23 protein-coding genes and 2 riboswitches are annotated in these 23,417 nt (G+C 37.7%); of the genes, 15 read left to right on the forward strand and 8 right to left on the reverse strand.

What is annotated here, in order from left to right:
- Positions 1 to 156: 156 nt before the first annotated feature.
- The 4 genes from F1560_RS06260 to tatA all read left to right on the forward strand — a co-directional run bounded on the left by F1560_RS06260 (position 157) and on the right by tatA (position 3,857).
- The gene (locus F1560_RS06260) at positions 157 to 1,764 is read left to right on the forward strand and encodes a M20/M25/M40 family metallo-hydrolase (protein ID WP_149473781.1); all 1,608 of its coding nucleotides are present in this window, start codon (positions 157 to 159) and stop codon (positions 1,762 to 1,764) included.
- A 235-nt stretch (positions 1,765 to 1,999) separates the two neighbouring features.
- Positions 2,000 to 2,995 carry an extracellular catalytic domain type 1 short-chain-length polyhydroxyalkanoate depolymerase gene (locus F1560_RS06265; RefSeq protein ID WP_245347726.1) on the forward strand — a complete coding sequence of 332 codons (996 nt, stop codon included), beginning with the start codon at positions 2,000 to 2,002 and terminating at the stop codon, positions 2,993 to 2,995.
- Between the two features lie 331 nt (positions 2,996 to 3,326).
- On the forward strand, positions 3,327 to 3,509 hold the full coding sequence (locus F1560_RS06270; protein WP_149473782.1) for an NADPH-dependent FMN reductase family protein: 183 nt from the start codon (positions 3,327 to 3,329) through the stop codon (positions 3,507 to 3,509).
- A gap of 123 nt (positions 3,510 to 3,632) precedes the next feature.
- The gene (tatA, locus tag F1560_RS06275) at positions 3,633 to 3,857 is read left to right on the forward strand and encodes a twin-arginine translocase TatA/TatE family subunit (RefSeq protein WP_149473783.1); all 225 of its coding nucleotides are present in this window, start codon (positions 3,633 to 3,635) and stop codon (positions 3,855 to 3,857) included.
- Positions 3,858 to 3,919: 62 nt separating this feature from the next.
- On the opposite strand, the gene F1560_RS06280 is transcribed toward tatA, so the two are convergent.
- The 3 genes from F1560_RS06280 to F1560_RS06290 form a co-directional block, all read right to left on the reverse strand.
- Positions 3,920 to 5,617, reverse strand: coding sequence for a sensor domain-containing protein (locus tag F1560_RS06280; RefSeq protein ID WP_149473784.1), 1,698 nt, complete (start codon positions 5,615 to 5,617; stop codon positions 3,920 to 3,922).
- A 260-nt stretch (positions 5,618 to 5,877) separates the two neighbouring features.
- On the reverse strand, positions 5,878 to 6,552 hold the full coding sequence (locus F1560_RS06285) for a peptidylprolyl isomerase (protein WP_420874444.1): 675 nt from the start codon (positions 6,550 to 6,552) through the stop codon (positions 5,878 to 5,880).
- A 267-nt stretch (positions 6,553 to 6,819) separates the two neighbouring features.
- Entirely contained in the window at positions 6,820 to 6,921 is a 102-nt protein-coding gene (locus tag F1560_RS06290; protein ID WP_095308365.1) for a YjcZ family sporulation protein, read from the reverse strand.
- Positions 6,922 to 7,110: 189 nt separating this feature from the next.
- Here F1560_RS06290 and dacB point away from each other — a divergent pair, with 189 nt between their 5' ends.
- On the forward strand, positions 7,111 to 8,472 hold the full coding sequence (gene dacB, locus F1560_RS06295; RefSeq protein WP_149473785.1) for a D-alanyl-D-alanine carboxypeptidase/D-alanyl-D-alanine endopeptidase: 1,362 nt from the start codon (positions 7,111 to 7,113) through the stop codon (positions 8,470 to 8,472).
- Between the two features lie 97 nt (positions 8,473 to 8,569).
- Here dacB and metC read toward each other — a convergent pair whose 3' ends face one another.
- The 3 genes from metC to F1560_RS22070 all read right to left on the reverse strand — a co-directional run bounded on the left by metC (position 8,570) and on the right by F1560_RS22070 (position 11,363).
- Complete coding sequence (metC, locus tag F1560_RS06300; RefSeq protein WP_187773648.1) at positions 8,570 to 9,757, reverse strand: cystathionine beta-lyase; 1,188 nt, start codon at positions 9,755 to 9,757, stop codon at positions 8,570 to 8,572.
- On the reverse strand, positions 9,754 to 10,872 hold the full coding sequence (locus F1560_RS06305) for a methionine biosynthesis PLP-dependent protein (RefSeq protein WP_149473786.1): 1,119 nt from the start codon (positions 10,870 to 10,872) through the stop codon (positions 9,754 to 9,756). The genes metC and F1560_RS06305 overlap by 4 nt, the downstream gene beginning before the upstream one ends.
- A 76-nt stretch (positions 10,873 to 10,948) precedes the next feature.
- Positions 10,949 to 11,060, reverse strand: a riboswitch (SAM riboswitch).
- A gap of 153 nt (positions 11,061 to 11,213) precedes the next feature.
- Entirely contained in the window at positions 11,214 to 11,363 is a 150-nt protein-coding gene (locus F1560_RS22070; RefSeq protein WP_187773649.1) for a hypothetical protein, read from the reverse strand.
- A 254-nt stretch (positions 11,364 to 11,617) separates the two neighbouring features.
- On the opposite strand from F1560_RS22070, the gene F1560_RS22075 reads away from it, so the two are divergent.
- From F1560_RS22075 to F1560_RS06335, 7 genes are all read left to right on the forward strand, one after another.
- Positions 11,618 to 11,788, forward strand: a complete 171-nt coding sequence (locus F1560_RS22075; RefSeq protein ID WP_187773650.1) for a hypothetical protein — start codon at positions 11,618 to 11,620, stop codon at positions 11,786 to 11,788.
- Between the two features lie 184 nt (positions 11,789 to 11,972).
- Complete coding sequence (locus tag F1560_RS06310) at positions 11,973 to 14,138, forward strand: type IA DNA topoisomerase (RefSeq protein WP_149473787.1); 2,166 nt, start codon at positions 11,973 to 11,975, stop codon at positions 14,136 to 14,138.
- A 163-nt stretch (positions 14,139 to 14,301) separates the two neighbouring features.
- Positions 14,302 to 14,736 (forward strand): hypothetical protein, encoded by a 435-nt coding sequence (locus F1560_RS06315; RefSeq protein WP_149473788.1) that lies wholly within the window; start codon positions 14,302 to 14,304, stop codon positions 14,734 to 14,736.
- Positions 14,737 to 14,979: 243 nt separating this feature from the next.
- A complete protein-coding gene (locus tag F1560_RS06320; protein WP_149473789.1) occupies positions 14,980 to 15,729 on the forward strand; it encodes a hypothetical protein in 750 nt (249 codons plus the stop codon).
- A gap of 29 nt (positions 15,730 to 15,758) precedes the next feature.
- Entirely contained in the window at positions 15,759 to 16,463 is a 705-nt protein-coding gene (locus F1560_RS06325) for an SDR family oxidoreductase (protein WP_149473790.1), read from the forward strand.
- A 203-nt stretch (positions 16,464 to 16,666) separates the two neighbouring features.
- Positions 16,667 to 17,875, forward strand: coding sequence for an NAD(P)/FAD-dependent oxidoreductase (locus F1560_RS06330; RefSeq protein WP_149473791.1), 1,209 nt, complete (start codon positions 16,667 to 16,669; stop codon positions 17,873 to 17,875).
- Positions 17,876 to 18,199: 324 nt separating this feature from the next.
- Positions 18,200 to 19,069, forward strand: a complete 870-nt coding sequence (locus tag F1560_RS06335; RefSeq protein ID WP_149473792.1) for a VanW family protein — start codon at positions 18,200 to 18,202, stop codon at positions 19,067 to 19,069.
- 128 nt (positions 19,070 to 19,197) lie between these two features.
- On the opposite strand, the gene F1560_RS06340 is transcribed toward F1560_RS06335, so the two are convergent.
- Positions 19,198 to 19,734, reverse strand: a complete 537-nt coding sequence (locus tag F1560_RS06340) for a YceI family protein (protein WP_149473793.1) — start codon at positions 19,732 to 19,734, stop codon at positions 19,198 to 19,200.
- 306 nt (positions 19,735 to 20,040) lie between these two features.
- Between F1560_RS06340 and F1560_RS06345 the strand changes: the two genes are divergently transcribed.
- From F1560_RS06345 to F1560_RS22080, 3 genes are all read left to right on the forward strand, one after another.
- A complete protein-coding gene (locus F1560_RS06345) occupies positions 20,041 to 21,822 on the forward strand; it encodes a M3 family oligoendopeptidase (protein WP_149473794.1) in 1,782 nt (593 codons plus the stop codon).
- A gap of 59 nt (positions 21,823 to 21,881) precedes the next feature.
- A riboswitch (TPP riboswitch) is annotated at positions 21,882 to 21,985 on the forward strand.
- A 117-nt stretch (positions 21,986 to 22,102) separates the two neighbouring features.
- A complete protein-coding gene (thiT, locus tag F1560_RS06350; RefSeq protein WP_149473795.1) occupies positions 22,103 to 22,672 on the forward strand; it encodes an energy-coupled thiamine transporter ThiT in 570 nt (189 codons plus the stop codon).
- A 73-nt stretch (positions 22,673 to 22,745) separates the two neighbouring features.
- Positions 22,746 to 22,895, forward strand: coding sequence for a hypothetical protein (locus tag F1560_RS22080; RefSeq protein ID WP_187773651.1), 150 nt, complete (start codon positions 22,746 to 22,748; stop codon positions 22,893 to 22,895).
- 137 nt (positions 22,896 to 23,032) lie between these two features.
- Here F1560_RS22080 and F1560_RS06355 read toward each other — a convergent pair whose 3' ends face one another.
- On the reverse strand, positions 23,033 to 23,383 hold the full coding sequence (locus F1560_RS06355) for a YflT domain-containing protein (RefSeq protein WP_149473796.1): 351 nt from the start codon (positions 23,381 to 23,383) through the stop codon (positions 23,033 to 23,035).
- Between the last annotated feature and the right edge of the window lie 34 nt (positions 23,384 to 23,417).

The raw sequence follows: 23,417 nt of genomic DNA on the forward strand, positions 1-23,417 counted from the left end.
TTTTAAAATGTCTCCTGCTATAATCATGAGTAAGTATGTTTTATCTCAGATTAAAGTATTTTAGGCTACTGGTTAAAGCTTGGTTATGTTTGTTTTATATAAGTGAAAACGTTATCTTCGAGTGTGAGCTATACATGTGGGATTGGGGGAAAAAATATGAGCGATTTAAAATGGAATCGTCCGGAAAAGTTACGTGCGCTATTAGCGGAAGTTGTAAGCTGGAAAAGTATGACGCTTTCAGAAGGGGAGCGACAATTCCCTATAAAGCTACAAGCAAAGTTACAGGACTTGGCGTATTTTCAGAAAAACCCAGATAATTTGGCATTACATGATGCAGATTTAAGAAGAAAGTTTTTAACAGCCTTATATAAACATCCCGATGCAAAAGAAACAATTTGTCTTTTGAGCCATTTCGATACAGTGAATACAGAAGAATATGGCTTTTTAGAACCATTAGCTACGCAGCCTGAGGAACTTACAAAAGTATTGTTAGAAAATCAAGAAGCACTACCAAAAGATGTACAAAAGGATTTGGAATCCGGTGACTATTTATTTGGACGGGGAACCATGGACATGAAAATGGGGCTCGTTATGCATATGAGCTTAATTGAAAAAGCAACGATCGAAAAATGGCCAATCAATTTGTTATTATTAACCGTCCCTGATGAGGAAGTAAATTCTTCGGGAATGCGCCATGCTGTTCCCATACTTTTAGAACTGCAAAAGGCGCATCAGCTTAGCTATAAATTATTTTTAAATAGTGAACCGGTTTTCACACAAGAACCAATGGATCCAGCACATTATTTATATACTGGTACGATGGGGAAATTACTCTCCGCTGCTTTGTTTTATGGGAAGGAGACACATGCTGGTGAGCCATTGAGTGGGATGACGTCCCCATATATTTCTTCCTTTTTGACGCGGGAAATGGAATGGAATGACAAGTTTCAAGAAACTGTTCTAGGTGAAACAACGCCACTTCCTGTTACGTTGCAACAAACTGATTTACGACTACTTTATTCAACGCAAACGCCTTACAGGTCTTCGGCATTATATAATATTTTTATGATGAAGCGTAGTGCAAAAGAGGTATTGGATATTTTCGAAAGCGTGGCTCAAACAGCTGCAGATAAGTGCAATGAAACATACACGAAAATTTGTAAGAAGCACGATGTAGAGCCAATCGGCAAGGTAAAAGTTATTCGTTATAAGGATCTATTAAACTATGCAATGAAGAAGTTAGGAGAAACCTTCGTTAACGAGGTAAAAGCGGATATTCAGTATGTGGAAGGCTGGGATGAGCGTGAAAAGTCACTTCGCATAACGGATAAATTAATGCTTCAATGCCAAGAGCTTGCTCCAGCAATTGTGATACTTTTAGCACCACCGTATTATCCAGCAGTAAATTCAACTGGTAATGAACTTGTTGAAGCTTGTACAGCATTCGTTAAAAAGTTAGCAAATGAGAAATTTAATTTACCGATGAAACGAATTCATTACTTTAATGGACTTTGTGATCTAAGCTATGTCAACTATGCTGGGAGAGCAGATGGCTGGACTGCGTTTGAAGAGAATACACCGGTATGGGGAGATAGTTATACAATTCCATTTGAAGGAATGCAGAAGTTAAATGCACCAGTACTTAATGTTGGTCCATTTGGTCACGATGCACATAAACGTACAGAACGTCTAAATATAAAAAATGCGTTTGAAGAATTTCCTGTTATGATGGAGGCACTGATTCATGAGATTGCTAGAATGTAGTACAGTGATTGATTAATGGATGTTTGAATAGTTGAAATCGTTCTTGTAGAAGATTTTAAGTTGAGTATCGAAGAGAAGCGCTCCCGTTTCAAGTGCGTCCCATTACTATAGAACACATTCAAATTTTTAACGAAACATGTTGTATTTTTTTCAGTATATATCCCCCTGAAATGTGTAACTGATATGTAACTTTATACATTTATCATGGCAACATCTGAAGAAATGGGGGATTGATATGATTCAGCGAATAGGCATGTTTCTATTGGTTATTCTTGTGATGAGTTTTTCGATGTATGTCCCAAAGGGAGCGGAAGCATCGGGAAACTTAATTTCTGGAACATATGGTGGAAAAGATTATAAGCTGTACGTACCGAGTAATTATGATGGTACGGAGAATTATCCTCTAATGGTGATGCTTCATGGATGTACGCAGGATGCAGATCAATTTATAGCAAGCACTAATATGAATGCGCTTTCGGAAGAGGGAGGTTTTTTAGTACTTTATCCAGAACAAAATACAGCAGCTAATTATAGCAGGTGTTGGAACTGGTTTGAACCAGCACATCAAAATAGGGAATCAGGAGAACTAAGTGTGCTAGTGGGTATGGTAAATATGGTGAAAACAGATTATATGGTGAACGATGATCAGGTTTTTGTTACTGGTCTTTCTGCTGGGGGCGCGATGAGTGTTCTACTAGCAGCTGCATATCCAGATGTATTTTCAGGAGTTGCGGTTGCGGCAGGTCTTGAATATAAAGCTGCTAGGAGTACGGTGGAAGCTGTTATGGCAATGATGAATGGTGGCCCTAATCCTGTTCTCCAAGGAAGAGGAGCCTATGAAGCAATGGGAGCATTTGCCAAGCCAGTTCCGGTTATCGTTTTTCATGGAACTTCTGATTTCACGGTAAGACCGGTCAACGGGGACCAAGTTACTACACAATGGACCGTAACCAATAGTTTAGCAGCAAGTGGAACGGAAGATGGTTGGATGGATGATATACCAGATTCAGTAGAGAATGATCAGGTTCCAAATGGGAAAAATTATACGGTTTATGACTATCATAACGAAGCAGGAAATCCTTGGGTTCGAAAAGTTATCGTAGAAGGAATGGGTCACGCCTGGAGTGGGGGAAGTACAGAGGGGACTTATGTTGATTCAGCCGGTCCCGATGCTACTACAATGATATGGGATTTCTTTCAATCCCATTTTGATGATAAACCTGAGCCCTGAAGCATTGCATACAGTTGCAAATCTTGATGGAGGATCCTATGATGATACGTTTTGCGACACAGTTGGTTATTAATCATAATTAGTAAGTATGTCTAACTGAATACGTTATATTTGTGATTTGAAAAATTGGGGTGGTGCCTTCCATTAATTTATTTTGATGGTAGGTGCCACTTTTATTTGTTTTGTCAAGAATGATCGCCGTCGTTATAAAGGACTTTGAAAAGAGTCCAATAGCTGTTCAAGAACTCTTAGATTATGATATTATTTTATCGGAATTTACACATGGGCTGGTGGAGATGTACCGTTAGACGTAGAAGATATTTATGATGGTTTGTATAATCTGAATTTTGAAGGCAAAGTATGTGGGGTATGCGGTTCCGCGGATTCTGCTTATGACAAGTATGGCAATGCAGTACATATGAATTATGAGCAATTAGAAAAGCCTGGAACAACGATGATACCAGATCGAATTATTGCAGACTTAGAACTTACTAATGAGGAATTGGAGCGTTGAAAAAAATAGTCCATACTGCTTGTTCAGAACGATACATAATTTGTAGCTGAAACGGTTTTCTGCATTTCGATTTAATTTTTGAGCAGAAAGGAGTATAATTGATAGAGTATGGGGGTGACATAGATGGGTATCGCAAATATAGGAATTCCAGGTCTAATCCTGATTGTAATTCTTGCGTTAATTATTTTTGGACCAAAAAAATTACCGGAAATCGGTAAGGCGGCTGGACAAACATTGCGTGAATTTAAGAGTTCTGCAAATAGTTTGATAGATGATGATTCTTCAGATGACAATAAAGATAAAGTTAAAGAGAAAGAAAAAGAAAAAGAGGATCCAAACAAAGCATAAAAAATGCCAGAATCAATGTTGATTCTGGCATTCCTTTGTGTTCAGGTTCTATTGATAACCGGTTAGCCTAATTGACTGAATAGTTCCGTGATCTGCCCATCACCTATAGGTTTACTGAAATAATAGCCTTGACCTTCGTGGCATTTTTGTTTTTTAAGATAATTTAGTTGGTCTTCACTTTCAATACCTTCAGCAATCACTCTGAAATTCAAATTCTTTCCCATACTTATGATTGTATTTGCTATAATTTCGCCGTCTCTGTCTAAATCATCGATAAAAGACTTGTCGATTTTTAGAGTATCAATTGGTAGCCGCTTCAAATAGCTTAATGAAGAGTAGCCTGTTCCAAAATCGTCAATCGAGACATTGACACCAAGCTCTTTTAATTTATTAATTGTCCTTGAAGATGTTTCGATATCAAGAATGGTTCCTTCTGTTATTTCGATTTCTAAGTAAGAAGCATCCAAGAGTGATTCATTTAAGATTTCTTGTAGGTCATAAATGAATTTCTTATCCTTAAATTGCATTGGTGAAACGTTGACACAAACACGCTGTAGCATGATTCCTTGTTCTTGCCACACTTTCATTTGGCTGCATACGGTTGCTAATATCCATTTCCCAACTGGAACAATCATACCGTTTTCTTCTAAAATAGGGATGAACTCATTTGGACCAACGAATCCTAATTTATTATTATGCCAGCGTAATAATGCTTCCACACCAACAATTTTATTATTTCTTAGATTGACAATTGGTTGGTAGACAACTGTAAATTCATTTCGCCCGAGTGCCTCTTTTAATTCTAAGTCAATTTGGTAATTTCGTTCGAGCAAGATATTTTGTTCCTCTGTATTAAAGCAGTATTGGTTACCACCATTTCTTTTAGCATGATACATTGCTGTGTCAGCCTGTTTCATCAAGGATTCGATGAAAGTAATGCTTGACCATTCCTTTAAAACGTATGCTTGCCTGCTAATTCCAATACTTGCGGATGTAGACATCTGTTTTTCGTCGATTTGATAAGGTAAACGGATCTGTTTCAATATAGTTGTTGCCAATGTTTGTACAGCATGCTCTGGAAGATTATTTTTCACAATAATGATGAATTCATCTCCGCCCTGTCGAGAAATGAAGTCTGTTTCAGTCAAACATTCCTTTAGACGATTAGCAACTGCTTTAAGCATGACGTCACCAGTGTCATGACCAAAGTTATCGTTAATGGCTTTAAAACGATCTAAATCAAGATACAAGACAGTTGCGACTTCTTGTGGTTGTAAGGGCTGATTTTCAACCCACTTGCGGAAGTGATTTCGGTTAGGTAGCTTTGTAACTGGATCTGTATATGCCATACGCTCGATATATGCCTCATGTTCTTTTCGAGTTGTAATATCATGACGTACGGAAATATATTGATATGGCACTCCATCAGGCGTTAAAAATGGAACGATTGTAGTGTCTACCCAATAATTAGTTCCATCCTTCGCTTTATTTTTTATTTCGCCTCGCCATACATTCCCATCTTGAATCGTTTCCCATAAATCTTTAAAAAAAGAGCTCGGATGAAAGCCCGAATTAATGATATTATGATTGCTTCCAATTAATTCTGCTTCACTGTACTTTGATATTTCGCAAAATTTTTCGTTTGCATAAGTGATGGTTCCTTTATTATCTGTTATAGCAACGATTGATGAAGCGTCGAGGGCAAATTTAATATCCTTCAGTTTTTGGTATATTTGATCTAGCTTCGTTTTATGGTTCATTTTTACTACCTCTCTCGAAACTGATTCTATAGTTAGTACTATTATTATACCAGATTTATATCTTGAAAGCCAAGAAGACTCTTGAAATTAGAGGTGTATTTAGTATTTAACATGGTGGGATATTGGGCCTATGTTGGTGGTTTTATGATTTGAGTGATGTTTCTGTGTGCATGTTACAAATTTAGAGGTTGACTTATGAGGTTAGAAAAAGGAGAAAGATTGTAACCAAAAACCGCCTTGTAGCGATTTTCGGTTATTGTTTAATCTTCTGTTTTTTCAGGTTCCGGATAGCTATACCCTTTTGTATCCACTGTGATTGTTTTAATCTTTTGATCTTCTAATGGTTTATCCATTTCATCTCTTTGGGCGGCAACAATTTCATCTACTACCTCTAGACCTTCAATTACCTTACCAAATGCCGCATAGTCTCCATCGAGATGTGGCGACTGCTCTGCCATAATGAAAAACTGTGAACCAGCTGAATCAGGGTGACTAGACCTTGCCATGGATAGTACCCCGCGTTCATGCTTTATCTCATTATCAAAACCATTTGATTGAAACTCTCCCGGAATTGAGTAACCTGGACCACCAGTACCAATTCCTTGAGGATCACCACCTTGAATCATAAAATCTGGAATAACCCGATGGAAAATTAAGTTATTATAAAAGTCATCTTCAATTAACGAGATAAAATTTGCCACTGTATTTGGAGCAATTTTAGGATATAGCTCAGCAATGATTTCCTCATCATTTTCCATTGTAATGGTAACAATAGGATTTTCTTCAATTGTGGAGCTGTCTGCTTGTCCCTCTGTATTATTTTCTTGTTCATTTTCTGTTTCGTTTCCACAAGCTGTTAGTATAAGAACGAAAGCTATAGCTAAGGAAATAAGATAAAACAGCTTCAGTTTTGATTTTGTATGACGCACATAAATCCCCCTTACATACTAAATAGATTGAATATAGTATATCATGGGATTGATTTACATTCACAATACAAAAAGTCCTATATTTTCTTTGATTTTAAAATGTTATTCGTAAACTTCTCAGGTGTTCATTTAACATGGCTGTTATGTAGGACTAGATTTTACCAAAAAAAGGATGCTAGAGCATCCCTTCAAGGTTCCGTTATCTAATGAGAGGAGGAAAGAAAATAAGTTGATAAAAAAGGGAGAACACAATTTAGCCCTACATAACAACCTCTAGTACGACTTTCCGAAAGATGTTCCTACAATAATTAATAAGATGAAAAGAACGACAATTAAAGCAAAGCTGCTATTGCCGCGGCCGCCACAATCACTCATGTTTTACACCTCCCTGCCTACGTTTACACCATAGTATATGAAGGGAAGGAAACTTTGGCAGGGCGCTAGGACTAAAATTTGAAAAAAATGAATAAAAGAAATAAATGTAAGTAACTAACGAAAGGAATTAGCTGAAGGCATGTAGAAATAGTGTAAGTAAGATATGTGTTATCGAGGGAGGGGAGATACATGCAGGAGACATTAAATCGCTACATCGAGACAGATGCAAAGCTAAAGGGGGCATTAATTGGTATAAGTATTCGTTCCGCTATTTCTGGAGATGTTTTATATGAATATAATCATGATATCCGTCTTCATCCGGCATCGAATATGAAACTTTTAACTGCCGCAGCTGCATTAAATGTATTAGGAAGAGACTATACATTTTCTACACAATTACAAACAGATGGGGTGTTAAAAGAAGGTACATTGGAAGGCAATCTTTTTCTAGTTGGTAAAGGTGACCCTACTTTACTGACGGAAGACTTTGAAACGTTCGCAGAGAAAATAAAGAAAAAAGGTATCCATAAGATAACTGGAGATATTATTGGGGACGATACGTGGTATGATCATGTACGACTTTCTCGTGATTTAGTTTGGTCGGATGAGCAATATTATTATGGTGCAGAAGTTTCTGCTTTGACGGCTTCTCCAAATAAAGATTATGATACGGGTTCTGTGTTAATCGAAGTGACACCTACAGTTATTGGAGAGCATCCAACATTTACAATATCGCCAGACACAGATTATGTAATGGTTCGTAATAGGGCAATAACGGTGGAAGAGGCTCTGGACGATGATTTGATAGTGGAGCGGGACCATGGCAGTAATCGAATAACAATTTCAGGTAAAATTGCACATGCTTCTGAGAAAGTTAAACAATGGATGTCTGTATGGGGTGCTAGTGAATACGCCATGAGGCTTTTCAGTGACGCTCTTACGAAGCAAGGAATAGGCTGGGATGGTGAAGTGAAAATAGGAGTGGCCCCTAGAAATGCAACCGTACTAAGCTCAAAAGATTCCGTTCCGCTTTCTGAGATACTGATTCCTTTTATGAAATTAAGCAATAATGGAATAGCAGAAATGTTAATAAAGGAAATGGGTAGAAGGCTTCAAAAAGAGGGCAGTTGGGAAAGCGGTATCCCGGTACTGGAGAAGGAAATGGAGGAGCTAGGCATTGCTGTAAAACATCTGTTAATTAAAGATGGCTCTGGTATATCACATAGTAATTTGATTCCGGCAAATGAAATTTCTCAATTATTGTATGAAGTTCAGAAAAAGGACTGGTTTCCTGTGTTTTTGCATGCGCTTCCAGTATCTGGGCATCCGGATCGAATGATTGGCGGAACACTTCATGAACGAATGAAAGTGTTTTCTGTGCAAGCAAAAACGGGAACTATTGAGGGGGTAAGCACGTTGTCAGGATATCTAGATATACCCAATGGAGAGCGGTTGATTTTTTCCATCATGGTAAATAACCTACTTGATGAAGAAGTAGGAAAGGTGATTGAGGATGAAATTGTGGAACGGATAGTGGCGGAAGGTAAATAATCGTACTAGGTCCCAGCCTTTTAAGCTGCAGTAGCTCTGTCCTTTACGCATTGTCATATCAGAGGACAGAGCTCGCCCAAACATAACCTATATTAGATTACGAAACGGAGCTTTTTACGTCTGTATAAGCTTCGGCAGTTTGAAGCGCTTGATCAAAATCTGCAATTAAGTCATCCGTATATTCAAGCCCTACTGAAAAGCGTAATAATCCATCTGTAATGCCTCTTTTTTCACGTTCTTCTTTTGGCATCGCAGCATGTGACATTGTCGTCGGATAAGACAGGATGGATTCCACAGCCCCAAGACTAACAGCAAAAACAGGAATCTGAACATGATCCACAAAAGCTTTGGCAGCAGCTCGATTTGGCAATTGGAAAGAAAAGACAGATCCAGTTCCTTTCGACTGTCTTTGATGAATGGTGTATCCTGGGTGCGAGGCTATGCCTGGATAATACACCATTTCAACAAGTGGATGCGTATTTAAGTAGTCAACTAAGACTTGTGCGGATCGACTAGATTGTTTCAAGCGAGCTCCTAACGTTTTCATTCCCTGTAGTAACAGATAGGAATCTTGAGCACCAAGAATTGAACCAAAGGAATTTTGGATAAAAGCAAGCTTTTCCCCAAGTGATTCATCACGTGTAACAGCTAATCCAGCAATCACATCACTATGTCCGGACAGAAATTTAGTTGCACTGTGCAATACAATATCAGCCCCAAGTTCTAATGGATTTTGATAAAGGGGTGTCATAAATGTATTATCAACAAACGTAAGGCAATTATTTGCCTTCGCAATTTTTACGATTCCGGTGAGATCCGTTATATTCATACACGGATTGGAAGGTGTCTCAATATAAATCGCTTTTGTATTCGGTTGAATGGCTCGTGCCGCTTCATTCAAATCGGTCATATCGACGAACGTATGATCAATTTGGTACCGTTGCAAAACCTCTGATACAAAACGATATGTTCCGCCGTATACATCCGTTGTTACTAAGACGTGATCGCCAGCAGAGAGCAATAATAGTGCAGAAGAAATGGCTGCCATACCAGAAGCAAATGCGAATCCACGTGAACCATCTTCCAGCTCTGCAATTTTATCTTCCAAAGCTTGACGTGTAGGATTTCCTGACCTGCTGTAATCAAACGGACCAAATGCATCAAAGCTGTTTTGGTGAAAAGTTGATGAAAGGTAAATAGGCGTATTTACAGCCCCAGTGCTTGTTTCCCCTCGCTGTGATCCATGAATGAATTTCGTTTCCACATGTCGCTTCACTTGATTCATTTTTCATCCTCCTCGTTGAATATGGATAGTGCTTGTCGTAAATCTGCTTTTAAATCCTCAACATGCTCAATACCTACAGAAAATCGGAGCAAATGATTGCTTATACCTCGACGAAATCTTTCCTGTTCTGGTATGTCAGCATGTGTCTGCGTTGTTGGATAGGTAATAAAACTTTCTACACCTCCAAGGCTCTCAGCAAAAACGATTAAATTTAATGAAGATAGAAATGGATCGACCCATTGTTCCTCTTTAAGAGAGAAAGAAAGCATTCCACCTTTATTTGGATAAAATACATCCGTAACCGCTGGTTGTTCTTTTAAAAATCTTGCTATGCTTTGTGCGTTTTCCTCATGTCTTTCCACACGGAGCGCTAATGTCTTTAATCCTCTAATAAGCAGCCAGGAGTCAACAGGGGAGAGGACTGCTCCAATAGCATTATGATTTTGGGATAGCCTTTCACAAATTTCATCTCCTTTTGCGACAACTAACCCAGCTAATACATCATTATGACCGCCAATATACTTGGTCGCACTGTGGATAACAATGTCCGCGCCTAGCTGTAGTGGCTGTTGTAAGTATGGTGTTAAAAAGGTATTGTCAACGATGAGTAGAAGTTTGTGCTTCTTTGCCAATTTTGCATAGCTAGGAATATCAATTTCCTGCATTAATGGATTGGTAGGTGTTTCAATAAAAAGTGCCTTCGTACGCTCATTAATTAACCGCTCTGTTTTTATGATTGTTTCAAATGTATCGTAGGTAGTCTCAATTTGGTAGGTGTCCGCATATTGTTCGAAAATCCGATAGGTACCACCGTATAAGTCTTCTGGTGCAATGATTTGATCACCTGAACGGAAAAGGGATAGGACTAATTGAATAGCTGCCATCCCCGAGCTACAGGCAAACCCTTCATCACCTGACTCTAAGTCAGCAATACCTTCTTCTAAAATAGTTCGAGTAGGATTTTTTGTTCTTGTATAATCATATCCTGTTGATTGTCCAAGCCCTTTGTGCTGATAGGCCGTAGATAAATAAATGGGCGGATTAATTGCCCCTGTTTTTTCATCACTCTTATTTCCTAGTTGTACGAATTTCGTTTGTAACCTGTTGTTTGTCATGGGTTTAGCCTCCAAATAGAAAAATAAAAAAGAGCAATCCTCCGATAAGAAGATTGCTCTTAATAGCACAGCATTCTTCTTATCTTCTAAGCAACTTGGATAGTTGCTTACTGGAATTAGCACCGGACCGTTATCGGCTGGTTGCTGAGACATCAAAGGGCCAGTCCCTCCGTCTCTCTGGATAAGAATAAAAATAGATTTATGTAATTTTTCAAAATTATATTAGTAATACCTTACATTAGAAATCTGAAAAAAGCAAGGGTAATTTTGTTTTTTATTGTTCGTACAGCTAAAAAAGCTGAGTCAAGATCTGGCTATTGACTTAGCTTTTAGTAAAGATGTTACCTTTTTCTTTTGTTTTTCTTATTGTCTAAGTTGAGAAATTCACTGTTTTCACTCGCGAATTCCGTATCATTCCCTTGTTTATTATGTTTATTGTGATTGTTTTGCTTTCCTTTATCCTTGTTGCGATTTTTATTTTGCTCAGACATCATCGCACCTCCTGTGAATATTCCCGGTGATTTAATTATCACCAATGAAGCTAGTTTAACCATTTATGAGTAAATTATTAGTGGCGTATAAAGTACAGGCGGTGGATCATTTAATTGACATTGATACTCAATATTAAACTGAAAATAGTGGATTTAAGGAGATGATTAGGTGTTTGTTATGTTGAAAAAAATGATTGTTACTGAAGGCAATGATGGTGCAATTGTAGAACTGTTTACAAAGAAGGGTATTATCGATGAGCAACCAAGAAGGTTTTATTGCGTACTATATCGATTTAACAAACACACCGGTAGAACCAGATCTGGTGCACGAAAGTGATTTTGATGGAGACAAAAAGGACGTTTTATTTAATTATGATGCTAAAGGAGTTCATTCTTGTAGAAGAGGGGAAATTGAACTTGGTTAAATTAAAAAAGAAACGTAATAGAAAGTGTTCATCCATCCAGCCTAAGCCATGTTCGGTATAGGAAACAAATAGAAAAAAAGTGCAATCTATGGCATAATAGTATATCGAACGAATGTTTCTAGTATAGAAATTGATAGTGAAAAACGAACGGATATGGCGTTAAAGGAAAGGGGATGAATTCGAAATGGGAGTCCGATTAATACTCGCAGAAAAACCATCCGTCGCAAAAAACATTGCAGACGCATTGAAAATTAAAACGAAAAAAGATGGCTACTTTGAAGGAAACAACTACCTTATTACATGGGCGTTTGGCCATCTTGTAGAGTTATACGATGCAAAGGACTATGATGGAAAAATGCGAAGCTGGAAAATGGATAATTTTCCTTTTATCCCTTCTGAATTTAAATATAAAGTGAAAAGCAGTCCGCGAAATCGAGCACAAACAGATGGGGGAGCTGCAAAACAGTTAAAAACAATCCACTCTCTAATGAGAAGAAACGATGTGGAGGCAATTATTTCGGCATGTGATTATGATCGAGAAGGGCAATTGATTGGAGACAGTATTATCTACCGAGGCGGGGTGAAGCCAAAGGCTACGGTCTATCGCCTGCTCTTGAATGAATGGACACAGAATGAAGTATTACAAGGCTTGGAAAATCTCAAGCCGAATAATGCGATGCAGCCATTACGCGATGCAGGGATTAGTAGACAATGGGCTGATTGGGTCATTGGTATCAATCTGACTTCAGTTGCGACGTTAAAATATCAACAAGGAAAAAGCAAAGCGTTAAATATTGGGAGAGTGCTCTTACCAACCTTAAAAATAATCTATGATCGCGATCAAGAGATAGCTAACTTCAAGCCAGAGGATTATTTTAAGCTTGCCGCAACGTTTCAGACAGCGGATCATGATGCATATGAAGGAATTTATATAGAAAATAAAGAGGAGAAATTTAAGAAAAAGGAATTGTTAGATGAAATCCATAATCTGATTCAAAACAAGCAAGCAATCATTACAGATAAGCAAGTGGAGAAGAAGAAGGAGTTTCCCCCGTTTTTATTCAATTTATCGAATCTGCAAGGCTTTATAACGAATAAATATAAGGGGTGGACATCTGATAAAGTTCTAAAGGTTGCCCAATCGCTGTATGAGAAAAAGCTGATTACATATCCACGAACATCTAGTATCGCCTTAGAAGAAAGCCTAGTCGGAAAAACAGCTCATGTATTAAAAGTGCATTCCGAGGAGCTTCCTTATAAAGATGAAATTAAATTTATGAAAACAAAGCGCGTCTTTAATAACGCAAAAGTGGAGAGTCATAGCGCGATCATTCCAACATATGTGAAGCCTAAACGACTTTCAGCAGATGAAGGAATCGTATATATGGCAATTAAAAACCGTTTTATCATGCAATTTATGCCAATAGCTGAATATGAGGAGACAAAGCTGATTACGAAAATTCTAGATACGGACCTACCTGGTGTTTTTCATACAAAAGGAAAGGTACAGCTTATTGAAGGCTGGAAAAAAGTTGAGAAAATCCAATCTAAGGATACATTGCTGCCTTCCGTGAACATGAAGGATCATGTCCATTTAATAGGTTCTGACGTCACTTCACACGTTACAAAGCCACCAAAGCATCATACGGAAAGAACATTGCTTCGTGTAATGGAGACATGTGGAAAAAGTTATAAATCGGATGATAGTGAAGAGCTAATGGGCAGTATTTTAACAGGCTTTAGTATTGGTACAGCTGCAACAAGAGCAGAAACGATTAAGAAGCTGAAGGATGTAGGCTATATTACAACGGAAAGTAAAAACTTGCTTTGTACAGAGCTTGGCAAACGGCTTGTTGAGACTTTCCCTGTAAAAAATCTATTCGATTTAGAATTCACTGGTCGTCTTGAAAAAGCGTTGTCTGATATTCAAAAAGGAAAAGCGAGCAAACAAGAGTTTCTTCAACTCGTTTTTCATTTTACAACGGATTCGGTAGAAATGATTAAGCGTGGAGATGACGTTATCATTAATAAGGTAACGTCATCCCGTGCAACCAATGAAGTGTTAGGAACGTGTCCACAATGTGATGGCAAGGTGACAGACGGTTTCAAAGCGTTTGGGTGCAGCAATTGGAAGAAGGGCTGTACATTTGCAATTTGGAAAAATGATAAATATTTGGCCTCGATGCGGAAAAAGCCAACGAAAACGATGGTAAAAACACTGTTGAAAGAGAAGAAAGCCTTTGTTAAAGGTTTAACGAGTAAAGGTGGAAAAAAATTCAACGCCTATTTAAGTTATGAAAAAAATAGCAATAATGATTATTACAGCTGGAAAATGGAGTTTTCAAAGTAAGTAAATCTAAAATGGGCGCAATGAAAAGTGAGTATTTATAAGTTTTCAAGCTTTTAAGTGGAAAATGGTGTATACTTAAGAGTAGAGGTAGCATAATTCAATAAACGGAGATCTTGAGAATTATATTTGCGATGCTAATTTTCCTCGAGACAGGATGACGAACATGAAAAAAGTTATCGTAAGTACAAAGGAGAACCTGGGTTATGGTACATTAATATGGGTCTACGCGGGCACCCGTAAAGTATATCGCAGCAGTAATAGCATTGCTGCTGATACTCCATTCCATAATTATGATTCACATTATGTGGGAATGGTTGATGAGCTATACAGAGATCAGGAAAAACATCCCCTTCTTTTTAAACAGATGCTTGAGAAATCGAACAGAATCTTTGGTGTATGCCTTAATAAACGGCGTAATACGGACGGTTCAAAAGATATGAAGGTTCTATTTTTTCCAGATTGGGATAGTGTTCAAGACTTTGCTGAAGATGGTTTCCCAACGCTTTTAAAAGCGGAAGTAAAGAGAAGAAAAGCAGCCAAACAAAAATGGCTGGAGCGAGGGAAGTTATTCTCAGAAAAGAAAAAAATGTCGCAATAAAAATTAATCCAATTAGATAAGCTGTCCATTAGGTATTTTGCCTAATTGGGACAGCTTTTTTTGTGGGTTTAGCAGGTAAGAATGCAGATAGATGTTCGATCTGAATACAAAGAGCTGCGATTTAATCATACTAATTAAAAAAACGATAAAAAAATTTGGAAAATAACCCAAATAAAGCTTACAATGGAACAAAAGGGTTAAAAATTGATAATCTTAGACAAATAATATAGGAGTGGAGTGGGAGTGGGAAATAAAAAACTTATCGTCATTAACGTTTTGACGTTAATCGCGTTTGTTTTTGTAGTTAGTATTGGAATTTATCGAATAGAAGCGACAAAGGATGAGTACGGGAAGGTAGAGGAGGAAGCGGTCGAAAAAGTAGACGAAGTTGCAGAAAAGGAAACGTTAGAGCTTGTTGAATCAGAAGCGGAGATAAGCCTCCATACACCTGCAGCATTTATTATAAATAATAATGTTGGATCACTATCCCTTCAGGACATCGTATTAACAATGAAAAATAATAGAACAGTAGCTGAAACGGAAGTAGAAGAAATGGAAGAAGACTTAATAGAGGCTGAAGAAGATGCTACGGTAATAATCGACCGTCCGAGCCCGTCAGTTACTAGTGGAAATCATGTTACGTCCAATCAATCCACTACGAGTAATTATAAGGTAGAAACGAAAACAAATAAGGACCAGGTTCAAAAGTCAGATAACGCTAAAACAGGTAACAACGTTAATGAGAATAATGAAAACAAGAATAAAGCAAAAAAAGATAATGAGAAAAAAGATGATCCGAAACAGGCAGTTAATCCACCTGAAAATGAAAAAGAAAAGCCAAAGAATCCACCAACAGATTCGGATGACAAAGGAGAAGCAGAAAAGCCAGATGATTCAGGTAAACCGACAGATCCAGAAGAAGGTATGAACCCACCAATTGAGGAGCCAATCCCAACAGATCCGCCTGAAGAAAGTAAAAAGGAATTGGATTAACGAAATATTATTTTCAAGGAGGAATATAGATGTTGAAACTGAAAGACAAAACAGCAGTTGTAACTGGAGCAAGTAGTGGTATTGGAGCTGCAATCGCCAAGCAGTTAGCGATGGAAGGAGCAAATGTTGTTCTTGCAGCTCGAAGAAAGGACAAGCTCGAAGAAGTTGTAAAAGAAATAAACAGCTTAGGAAATGGGCAAGCATTAGCTATTACAACAGATGTTTCAAAGCAGGATCATATAGATGTGATGGTAAACCATGCAGTAGAAACTTTTGGGAAGATTGATATTTATGTGAATAATGCAGGCTTGGTTGGAGACGGTATAGTAAGAAAAGAAAATGTGAAAGCATGGGATCAGATGATTGATGTAAATATTAAAGGTGTACTCTATGGTATTCATGCGGTTTTACCAAGTATGCTAGAAAGATCTACGGGTCATATTGTTAATATTTCTTCTGTTTCCGGTCAAGAGGTAACAAAATCAACTACTGTTTATAGTGCTACTAAATATGCTGTACGTGCAATTTCAATGGGACTAGAAAAAGAACTGGCAAGAACAGGAGTACGGGTAACGAATATTTCTCCTGGCATGGTTGAAACAGAGCGGAATATAGACCGATTACCAAATGAACGAAAGCCTCTACAGACAGAGGATATAGCAAAAGCAGTTATCTATGCAGTGACGCAACCAGATTATGTAAATGTAAATGAAATCACGGTGAGACCAGTATAAATGGGATTGGAAATAGTTTTTTTAAAGAAACGTTAAGGAATATTAGCCTATTTTAAAGAAATTTGGTATCATAGCTATGTATAAGACAAGTTATGAATGGCTTTAAGCGTCAGGAGATTTTGTAAAGTTAAATGATTGAAAGCGCTTGTGCCGCTTGTGTTTTATGAATAATTTTAGTGAATGTAGAAGGGTGGAAAAGATGAATGAGTAAACCAAAAATCGTTGTACTTGGAGCGGGATATGCCGGCCTTGTAGCAACAAGACGTCTATCTCAAAAACTATCGCCGGAAGAAGCGGAGATTGTTTTAATTAACAAACATAACTATCACTATGAAAGTACATGGCTACATGAGGTTGCTGCAGGAACAATAAATCCAAACCAAGCTCGCTTCATGCTAACAGATGTAGTGAACCCGAAGAAAGTTCGGTTAATATACGATACCGTACAGGAAGTTAAAAAAGACGAAAAGCGTGTTGTATTGGAAAACAGTGAGGTATCCTACGACTACTTAATCGTCGCACTTGGATTTGTTACGAATACATTCGGCATTCCAGGAATGGAAGAGCATGCATTTTCTATAGAAGATATTGACTCAAGCCGTTTAATTGCAGAGCATATTGAATATCAATTTGCTAAATATGCAACGGATGAAAATGCTAGTGATGATAGCCTAACAATCCTAGTTGGTGGCGGTGGATTCACTGGAATCGAATTCGTAGGTGAATTAGCTGAAAAAGTACCACAGCTTTGCAAGAAATACGATATTGATCGTAGTAAAGCTCGCATCATTAATGTGGAAGCAGCACCATCTATTCTTCCTGTATTTGACGAAGATCTTGTTACATATGCGAAAAAGTCGCTTGAAGATCGTGGCGTAGAATTTAGAATTGGAACTCCAATTAAAGAATGTACAGAAGAAGGGTTCATCGTTGGTGACGATAAAGAGTTAATTAAAGCTGGAACTGTTGTGTGGACAGGCGGTGTTACTGGAAACCCTGTACTAGCAAAATCAGGTTTTGAAATGTTTAAAGGTAAAGTAAACGTGGATGCTGATTTACGAGTTCCTGGTGAAGAAGATATCTTTATTCTTGGTGACTGTTCTTGGACAATGGATAAAGAGTCTGGTAGACCATACCCACCAACAGGTCAATTAGCTACACAAGAAGGGGCAGCAGCTGCTGATAATATTATTGCATTATTACGCAATGAGCCTTTAAAAGATTTCGTATTCTCTAATAAAGGGACGGTTGCATCCTTAGGTCTAAGTGATGGAATCGGAAATGTTCTTGATGGTACGAAGTTAAGAGGTAAAGCAGCAGCAGCAATGAAAAAAGTTGTTGATGACCGTTCACTATTCATGGTGGGTGGAGCAAAAACAGTACTCAAAAAAGGTAAATTCCGTCTGTTCTAAGCAATTTTAATAAAATAAGCACAAATCTGGGAGGTAGTTTCAATGAAAAAGCCATTATGCGGGTTATTGCTTGTATTGCTATCCTTTGTCGGATATCGAATTGCGAGTGACTATTTAGAAGATAATCGAGAATTTAGGTAAGCGAGAAAGACCATCCAAATAATTTTTTGGGTGGTCTTTTCTTTATGTTTCGAAACAGCACAATAGAAGGAAACTATGGATTAATGTGCAATGATTCGCTAATTCACCTTCGCGAAATTGGAATAGCTCCTAAAAGAATGAATTTATTCATTTGGATTCATACTAACAGTGGGAGGTGTTGTTTTGCGCTTTTTTTTATGTGCTTTGTTACTAATAGGCACTCCACTTCATGCCCAAGCTAGTTCTGTTCAATTGAATAACAAGGAGATTACTTTAAAAAAAGTTGAAATTGAACAATATGGTTTAGATGTCATTGATGCTTCCTTTATCGATGATAATAAGTTAAACAAGCTTATGGACAGTCTGGAAGCGGAAATTTATCAAGAACCTCAGAATGCATTTTATCAAAAAGATGGAGGAATTAGTGCAGAAAAGCTTGGAGTCACATTGGACAGGGATAAATTCGAGTATTTATTCAGGAAATTATATTATAGTGATAAAGACGGAAAACTTCATGTACCCGTAAATCCAGTTTACCCTGAGGTTGATGTTGGCTTGCTCAAAGAAATTAGCTCGAAAGTACTCGGAGGTTATACGACGTACTATAACCCGCGTAATTCAGAACGATCGGATAATATTGCCCTGGCAGCAGAGGCAGTCAATAATACGGTTATTTTTCCAGGAGATACATTTTCGTTTAATCAAGTAGTTGGAGAAAGAACAGTAGGGAGAGGCTATAAAAAAGCGCCTGTGATTGTAAAAGGAGAGTTGGCAGAAGATATTGGTGGCGGGATTTGTCAAGTATCATCAACGCTCTTTAATGCCGTTGACCTAAAAGGGATTCAAATTATGGAAAGATATGCACATAGTAGACGTGTTCCATATGTACCACCAGGAAGGGATGCGACTGTTAGTTGGTGGGGGCCAGATTTTGTTTTTAAAAATTTATATAATGAGCCAATTTTAATCCGAGCTAGTTCTAAAAATGGAAAAATGATTGTCTCGATTTACTCTTCGGAAACTGTTGAATACTTTAATGGAAGAGTGGATTAATCTGGTCGAATTGTCGACTAAGCCTAAGGTGCATTGATTGTTTTGTACAACTAGCCGATGACTAGCTTGAAAAGCGTATAAAATTAAAAGCACAAGTGACTTGCATAAGTTACTTGTGCTTTAAGCTGTTACCCTTGTTTGTGAAGTTCAAGTTCGAAGTGGATTTTAACATCTTCGCCAACGAGTACGCCACCAGTTTCAACTGCTGCGTTCCACGTAAGACCGAATTCTTTACGGTTTATTGTTGTTGTACCACTGAAACCAGCTACTGTTGCTCCGCCCATTGGATCTTTACTTTGTCCTTCAAACGTTACGTCAAGTGTAGCAGGTTTTGTAGTTCCACGAATTGTTAAATCACCAACAACATCATATTGATTAGAAGCTGTTTTCTTAATGTCTGTTGCAATAAAAGTCATGTTCGGATGGTTTTCAGCATCAAAGAAATCTGCTGAACGTAAATGATTGTCACGATCTTCATTTCGTGTGTTAATACTATTTGTATCAATTGTTACTTCAATTTTTGCATCTGTCATATCCTCAACATCTGCTTCAATTACTGCATCAAATTTATCAAATGTCCCTTTTGCTTTTGAAATCATCATATGCTTTACTGAGAAACCAACCTCACTGTGAACTTGGTCAACGGTCCAAACTGTTTTTGCCATATTTAACTACCTCCAATTATTATAATTACTTTATGTCACTAAGTATATAATCATAATTAACCATTGTCAACTGCTTTTAATTAAAAATATATTAATTAAAACTAAATTAACATTTCTTATGTGTTATGTTCCCAGTCGAATAGACGATAAAACTTTTTAAGTATTTTTTTGTTGTTTTATCTTAAATCATAGGTGCGTAAAAAATTTAGAATCTAATAATTTCCAAATTTCGTGATTATCATCTGAAATTTCGTTATAATATGAAGATAGGGTAAAGGATAAATTATCAAATGAAGGGGAGATTTTATGCAATTGACTTTAAACCCAAGATGGGACTTGGATACACTATTTCCGGGAGGAAGCGAATCAGAACAATTTCGAGCATTCGTTGATTATATAAAGGAAGAAATGAAGAAGCTTTCCGTGATGGTCGAGCAATTTGAGCCACAAGAAGAAAATTATGAATCTGAATTCGTACAAATTGTACATAAATTAGAAACGACAATAAAAAAGCTTCGCGAGGCGTCCGCATTTGTAAGCTGTTTGAGCGCTCAAAACGTGAAGGATGAAAAAGCAGATATTTTGGTTGGGCAGCGAAGTGCTTTATCTGCAAAGATGGGAACAATTACGACGAAATTTGAACAGAAGTTAATTAAAATTGATGAATCAAAATGGAAAGCATTATTGCAACTACCTGACATTAGGGATATTGCATTTGTTTTAAACGAAAACAGAACAGAGGCGAAAGAAAAACTTTCTGAGTCACAAGAGGTACTAATTAATGACCTTGCGGTAGATGGCTATCATGCATGGAATCAAATGTATGGTGCAATCGTAGGGAACATGACCGTTGAAATTGAAGAAGAAGGTGAGCGTAAGCAGTATTCTGTAGGGCAAGCGTCAAACAAATTAACAACTCCCAATCGCGAGATACGCAAACATGTTTTTGAGCAGTTAAGCAAGGCGTGGGAGGAACAATCCACATTGTTTAGTCAAACGTTAAACCACCTAGCAGGTTTTCGAATAGAGACCTATAAACATCGTGGATGGGAGCATGTTTTAAAGGAACCATTAGCAATGAACCGAATGAAAAAAGAAACATTGGATGCAATGTGGACTGCAATTACAAACAATAAAAAGCACTTTGTTGCGTATTTAAATAAAAAAGCAGATTTACTCGGCTTAGAAAAATTAAGTATTTATGATATTAGTGCTCCACTAAGTCAAACTGTAAAAACATCAAGCTATACGGAAGGTGCAACTTTTATTATTGATCAATTCCAACAATTCAGCCCGAAGATGGCAGACTTTGCAAAAATGGCCTTTGAAAATCGGTGGATTGAGGCTGAGGATCGTGCTGGTAAGCGACCTGGCGGATTTTGCACGAGCTTTCCAGATAGTGAGCAGACGCGTATATTTATGACGTATTCTGGTACATCATCAAATATCTCTACGCTAGCGCATGAGCTTGGACATGCATATCATCAGCATGTAATGAATGATGTAAATGGCTTAAATCAACGCTATGCAATGAACGTAGCCGAGACAGCCTCAACATTTGCGGAAATGATTGTTGCTGATGCTTCCGTAAAAAGTGCACAAACGAAAGCAGAAAAAAGGAGCTTACTGGAGGATAAAATTCAGCGTAGTGTTGCCTTCTTTATGAATATTCATGCAAGATTCTTATTTGAAACGCGTTTTTATGAAGAACGCAAGCATGGAATGGTTTCTGCGCAACGCTTAAATGAATTGATGGTTGAAGCGCAGAAGGAAGCTTACTGTAGTAGTCTCGATGAATATGATCCGAACTTTTGGTCTTCCAAGCTACATTTTCATATTACTGGAGTTCCGTTTTATAATTTTCCTTATACATTTGGCTATTTGTTTAGTCTTGGAATTTATGCATATGCGAAGGAAAAAGGTGGTAGCTTCGAGGATGACTATATTGCATTATTACGTGATACTGGTCGAATGACAGTAGAAGAGCTTGCACAGAAGCATTTAAATGTTGATCTTACGAAAGCTGATTTCTGGGAAAGTGCTATTGGATTATGTGTAGAAGATGTAGAGGAGTTCCTCAGTTTGTAAATTAATTGTTAAATTCAAATAAATAAGGTACAATACAGGTAACGAAAAAGTAAATAGAAAAAGCCTACAGGGGGAGTCGTTTTGGCTGAGAGTGAACATAAATGTTCAGACCCTTTGAACCTGTTAGTTAATTCTAGCGTAGGGATGGTAGTCTTTTTGATGGAATAAAAAAGTAATGTGAGCGAAGCAGACTGCTTAACTGTGGTCACCATCAGAAAGCTTCCCTTGGCATTACTTTTTTGCGTTGAAAAAAATAGTTAAAAAAGGGGAGTTCGTAACAATGAATACAAAACGTACGCTATTTTTAGTAGAGGTAGCGATTTTTACAGCATTAGCACTTCTCTTAGATATTCTTCCAATATCCTTTAAAATTTGGGCGCAGGGTGGGTCGGTCTCGTTTGCGATGATCCCAGTCTTTATTGTAGCGTTTCGATGGGGGATTAAGGGCGGATTGCTCTCAGGATTTCTCTGGGGAGTTTTGCAAGTGGCGACAGGAACGGCCTATGTTCTAGTACCACTACAAGGGTTTATTGATTATGCAGTCGCATTTACGGTACTTGGCTTTGCTGGTATTTTTGCTAAGAAAATCCAGGAAGCAGTTAAATCCGGGGAAACGGAGAAGTATTTAACCTATATTACCCTTGGTGTTTTCGTTGGTTCCGCGTTACGCTTCGCCGCTCATTATGTGGCGGGAATTGTTTTCTTTGGATCTGCGGTTGAGGGTCAGCCGGCTTGGTTATACTCATTAATTTATAATGCATCCTACATGGTTCCATCATTTATTCTCAGTGCTATTATTGTATTCTTCTTATTCCACAAGCAGCCAAGAACATTATTGAACGCTGCGTAAAACGTTATATATTCGCTCACAGAAAAATAACCTCTTTATTAAGGGGTTATTTTTTTAGGAAGGAGATGATGAAATGCGTGAATTAATCGGTACGTGTGTACAATGCTCGGAAGATGTCTATTGTAAAGATGATTTCTTTGATGGAGTACACGAAGAGGGAAAACTCTATTGTCGTGCATGTGCGAGGAAATTTAATGGGGAGGAAGTGGATGTTAACAAGTAACATAATATACTTACTGTACATGTAAAAAGCTCCCTTTAAGCCTTAAGAAGAACGGACGGTTAGAATTTAGACCGCTTTGAGTTCTTGCTTAAGACTTTTAAGGGAGCCTAGGCTTCATCTCATTTTCCTATTTGTATTTAAATGAGCATTTCTTCTACAAAATTATGATTGGTGACAATAAGAAGAATCTTGCCATCATCTAAATCTTCTTCGTAATTTTCTGCCTCAACAGTAGAGACTCCTATTTCTGTCAGCTTCGTTCTTAATTCATCACCTTGGCTATTAAACATATTCCCTACAGCACTTGAAAAATCCATTTCTTTCATTCCGATGGTGTTCGCATCTGCTCCATCTGCTATTCGGCCAGTTCTTTCATCATCGTGCGTAAGAACATAGATATCGTCTTTTGTTATACCTTTTGTTTTTAATTTGCCAATGTCATGCTTGATTTGTGTTTCATCTACATATTCTCTTACAAATGGTTCCATGTTGATATTCCTCCTTTAGCGGTTATTTAGTGTG

This window comes from Oceanobacillus polygoni (assembly GCF_008304605.1).
Classification (GTDB): Bacteria; Bacillota; Bacilli; order Bacillales; family Amphibacillaceae; genus Oceanobacillus; species Oceanobacillus polygoni.

Coding starts and splice junctions, on each gene's coding strand:
- F1560_RS06260 (WP_149473781.1), top strand. CDS start 157: ATGAGCGATTTAAAATGGAATCGTCCGGAAAAGTTACGTGCGCTATTA.
- F1560_RS06265 (WP_245347726.1), top strand. CDS start 2,000: ATGATTCAGCGAATAGGCATGTTTCTATTGGTTATTCTTGTGATGAGT.
- tatA (WP_149473783.1), top strand. CDS start 3,633: ATGGGTATCGCAAATATAGGAATTCCAGGTCTAATCCTGATTGTAATT.
- F1560_RS06280 (WP_149473784.1), bottom strand. CDS start 5,617: ATGAACCATAAAACGAAGCTAGATCAAATATACCAAAAACTGAAGGAT.
- F1560_RS06290 (WP_095308365.1), bottom strand. CDS start 6,921: ATGAGTGATTGTGGCGGCCGCGGCAATAGCAGCTTTGCTTTAATTGTC.
- dacB (WP_149473785.1), top strand. CDS start 7,111: ATGCAGGAGACATTAAATCGCTACATCGAGACAGATGCAAAGCTAAAG.
- metC (WP_187773648.1), bottom strand. CDS start 9,757: ATGAATCAAGTGAAGCGACATGTGGAAACGAAATTCATTCATGGATCA.
- F1560_RS06305 (WP_149473786.1), bottom strand. CDS start 10,872: ATGACAAACAACAGGTTACAAACGAAATTCGTACAACTAGGAAATAAG.
- F1560_RS22070 (WP_187773649.1), bottom strand. CDS start 11,363: ATGTCTGAGCAAAATAAAAATCGCAACAAGGATAAAGGAAAGCAAAAC.
- F1560_RS22075 (WP_187773650.1), top strand. CDS start 11,618: ATGAGCAACCAAGAAGGTTTTATTGCGTACTATATCGATTTAACAAAC.
- F1560_RS06310 (WP_149473787.1), top strand. CDS start 11,973: ATGGGAGTCCGATTAATACTCGCAGAAAAACCATCCGTCGCAAAAAAC.
- F1560_RS06315 (WP_149473788.1), top strand. CDS start 14,302: ATGAAAAAAGTTATCGTAAGTACAAAGGAGAACCTGGGTTATGGTACA.
- F1560_RS06325 (WP_149473790.1), top strand. CDS start 15,759: ATGTTGAAACTGAAAGACAAAACAGCAGTTGTAACTGGAGCAAGTAGT.
- F1560_RS06330 (WP_149473791.1), top strand. CDS start 16,667: ATGAGTAAACCAAAAATCGTTGTACTTGGAGCGGGATATGCCGGCCTT.
- F1560_RS06340 (WP_149473793.1), bottom strand. CDS start 19,734: ATGGCAAAAACAGTTTGGACCGTTGACCAAGTTCACAGTGAGGTTGGT.
- F1560_RS06345 (WP_149473794.1), top strand. CDS start 20,041: ATGCAATTGACTTTAAACCCAAGATGGGACTTGGATACACTATTTCCG.
- thiT (WP_149473795.1), top strand. CDS start 22,103: ATGAATACAAAACGTACGCTATTTTTAGTAGAGGTAGCGATTTTTACA.
- F1560_RS22080 (WP_187773651.1), top strand. CDS start 22,746: ATGCGTGAATTAATCGGTACGTGTGTACAATGCTCGGAAGATGTCTAT.
- F1560_RS06355 (WP_149473796.1), bottom strand. CDS start 23,383: ATGGAACCATTTGTAAGAGAATATGTAGATGAAACACAAATCAAGCAT.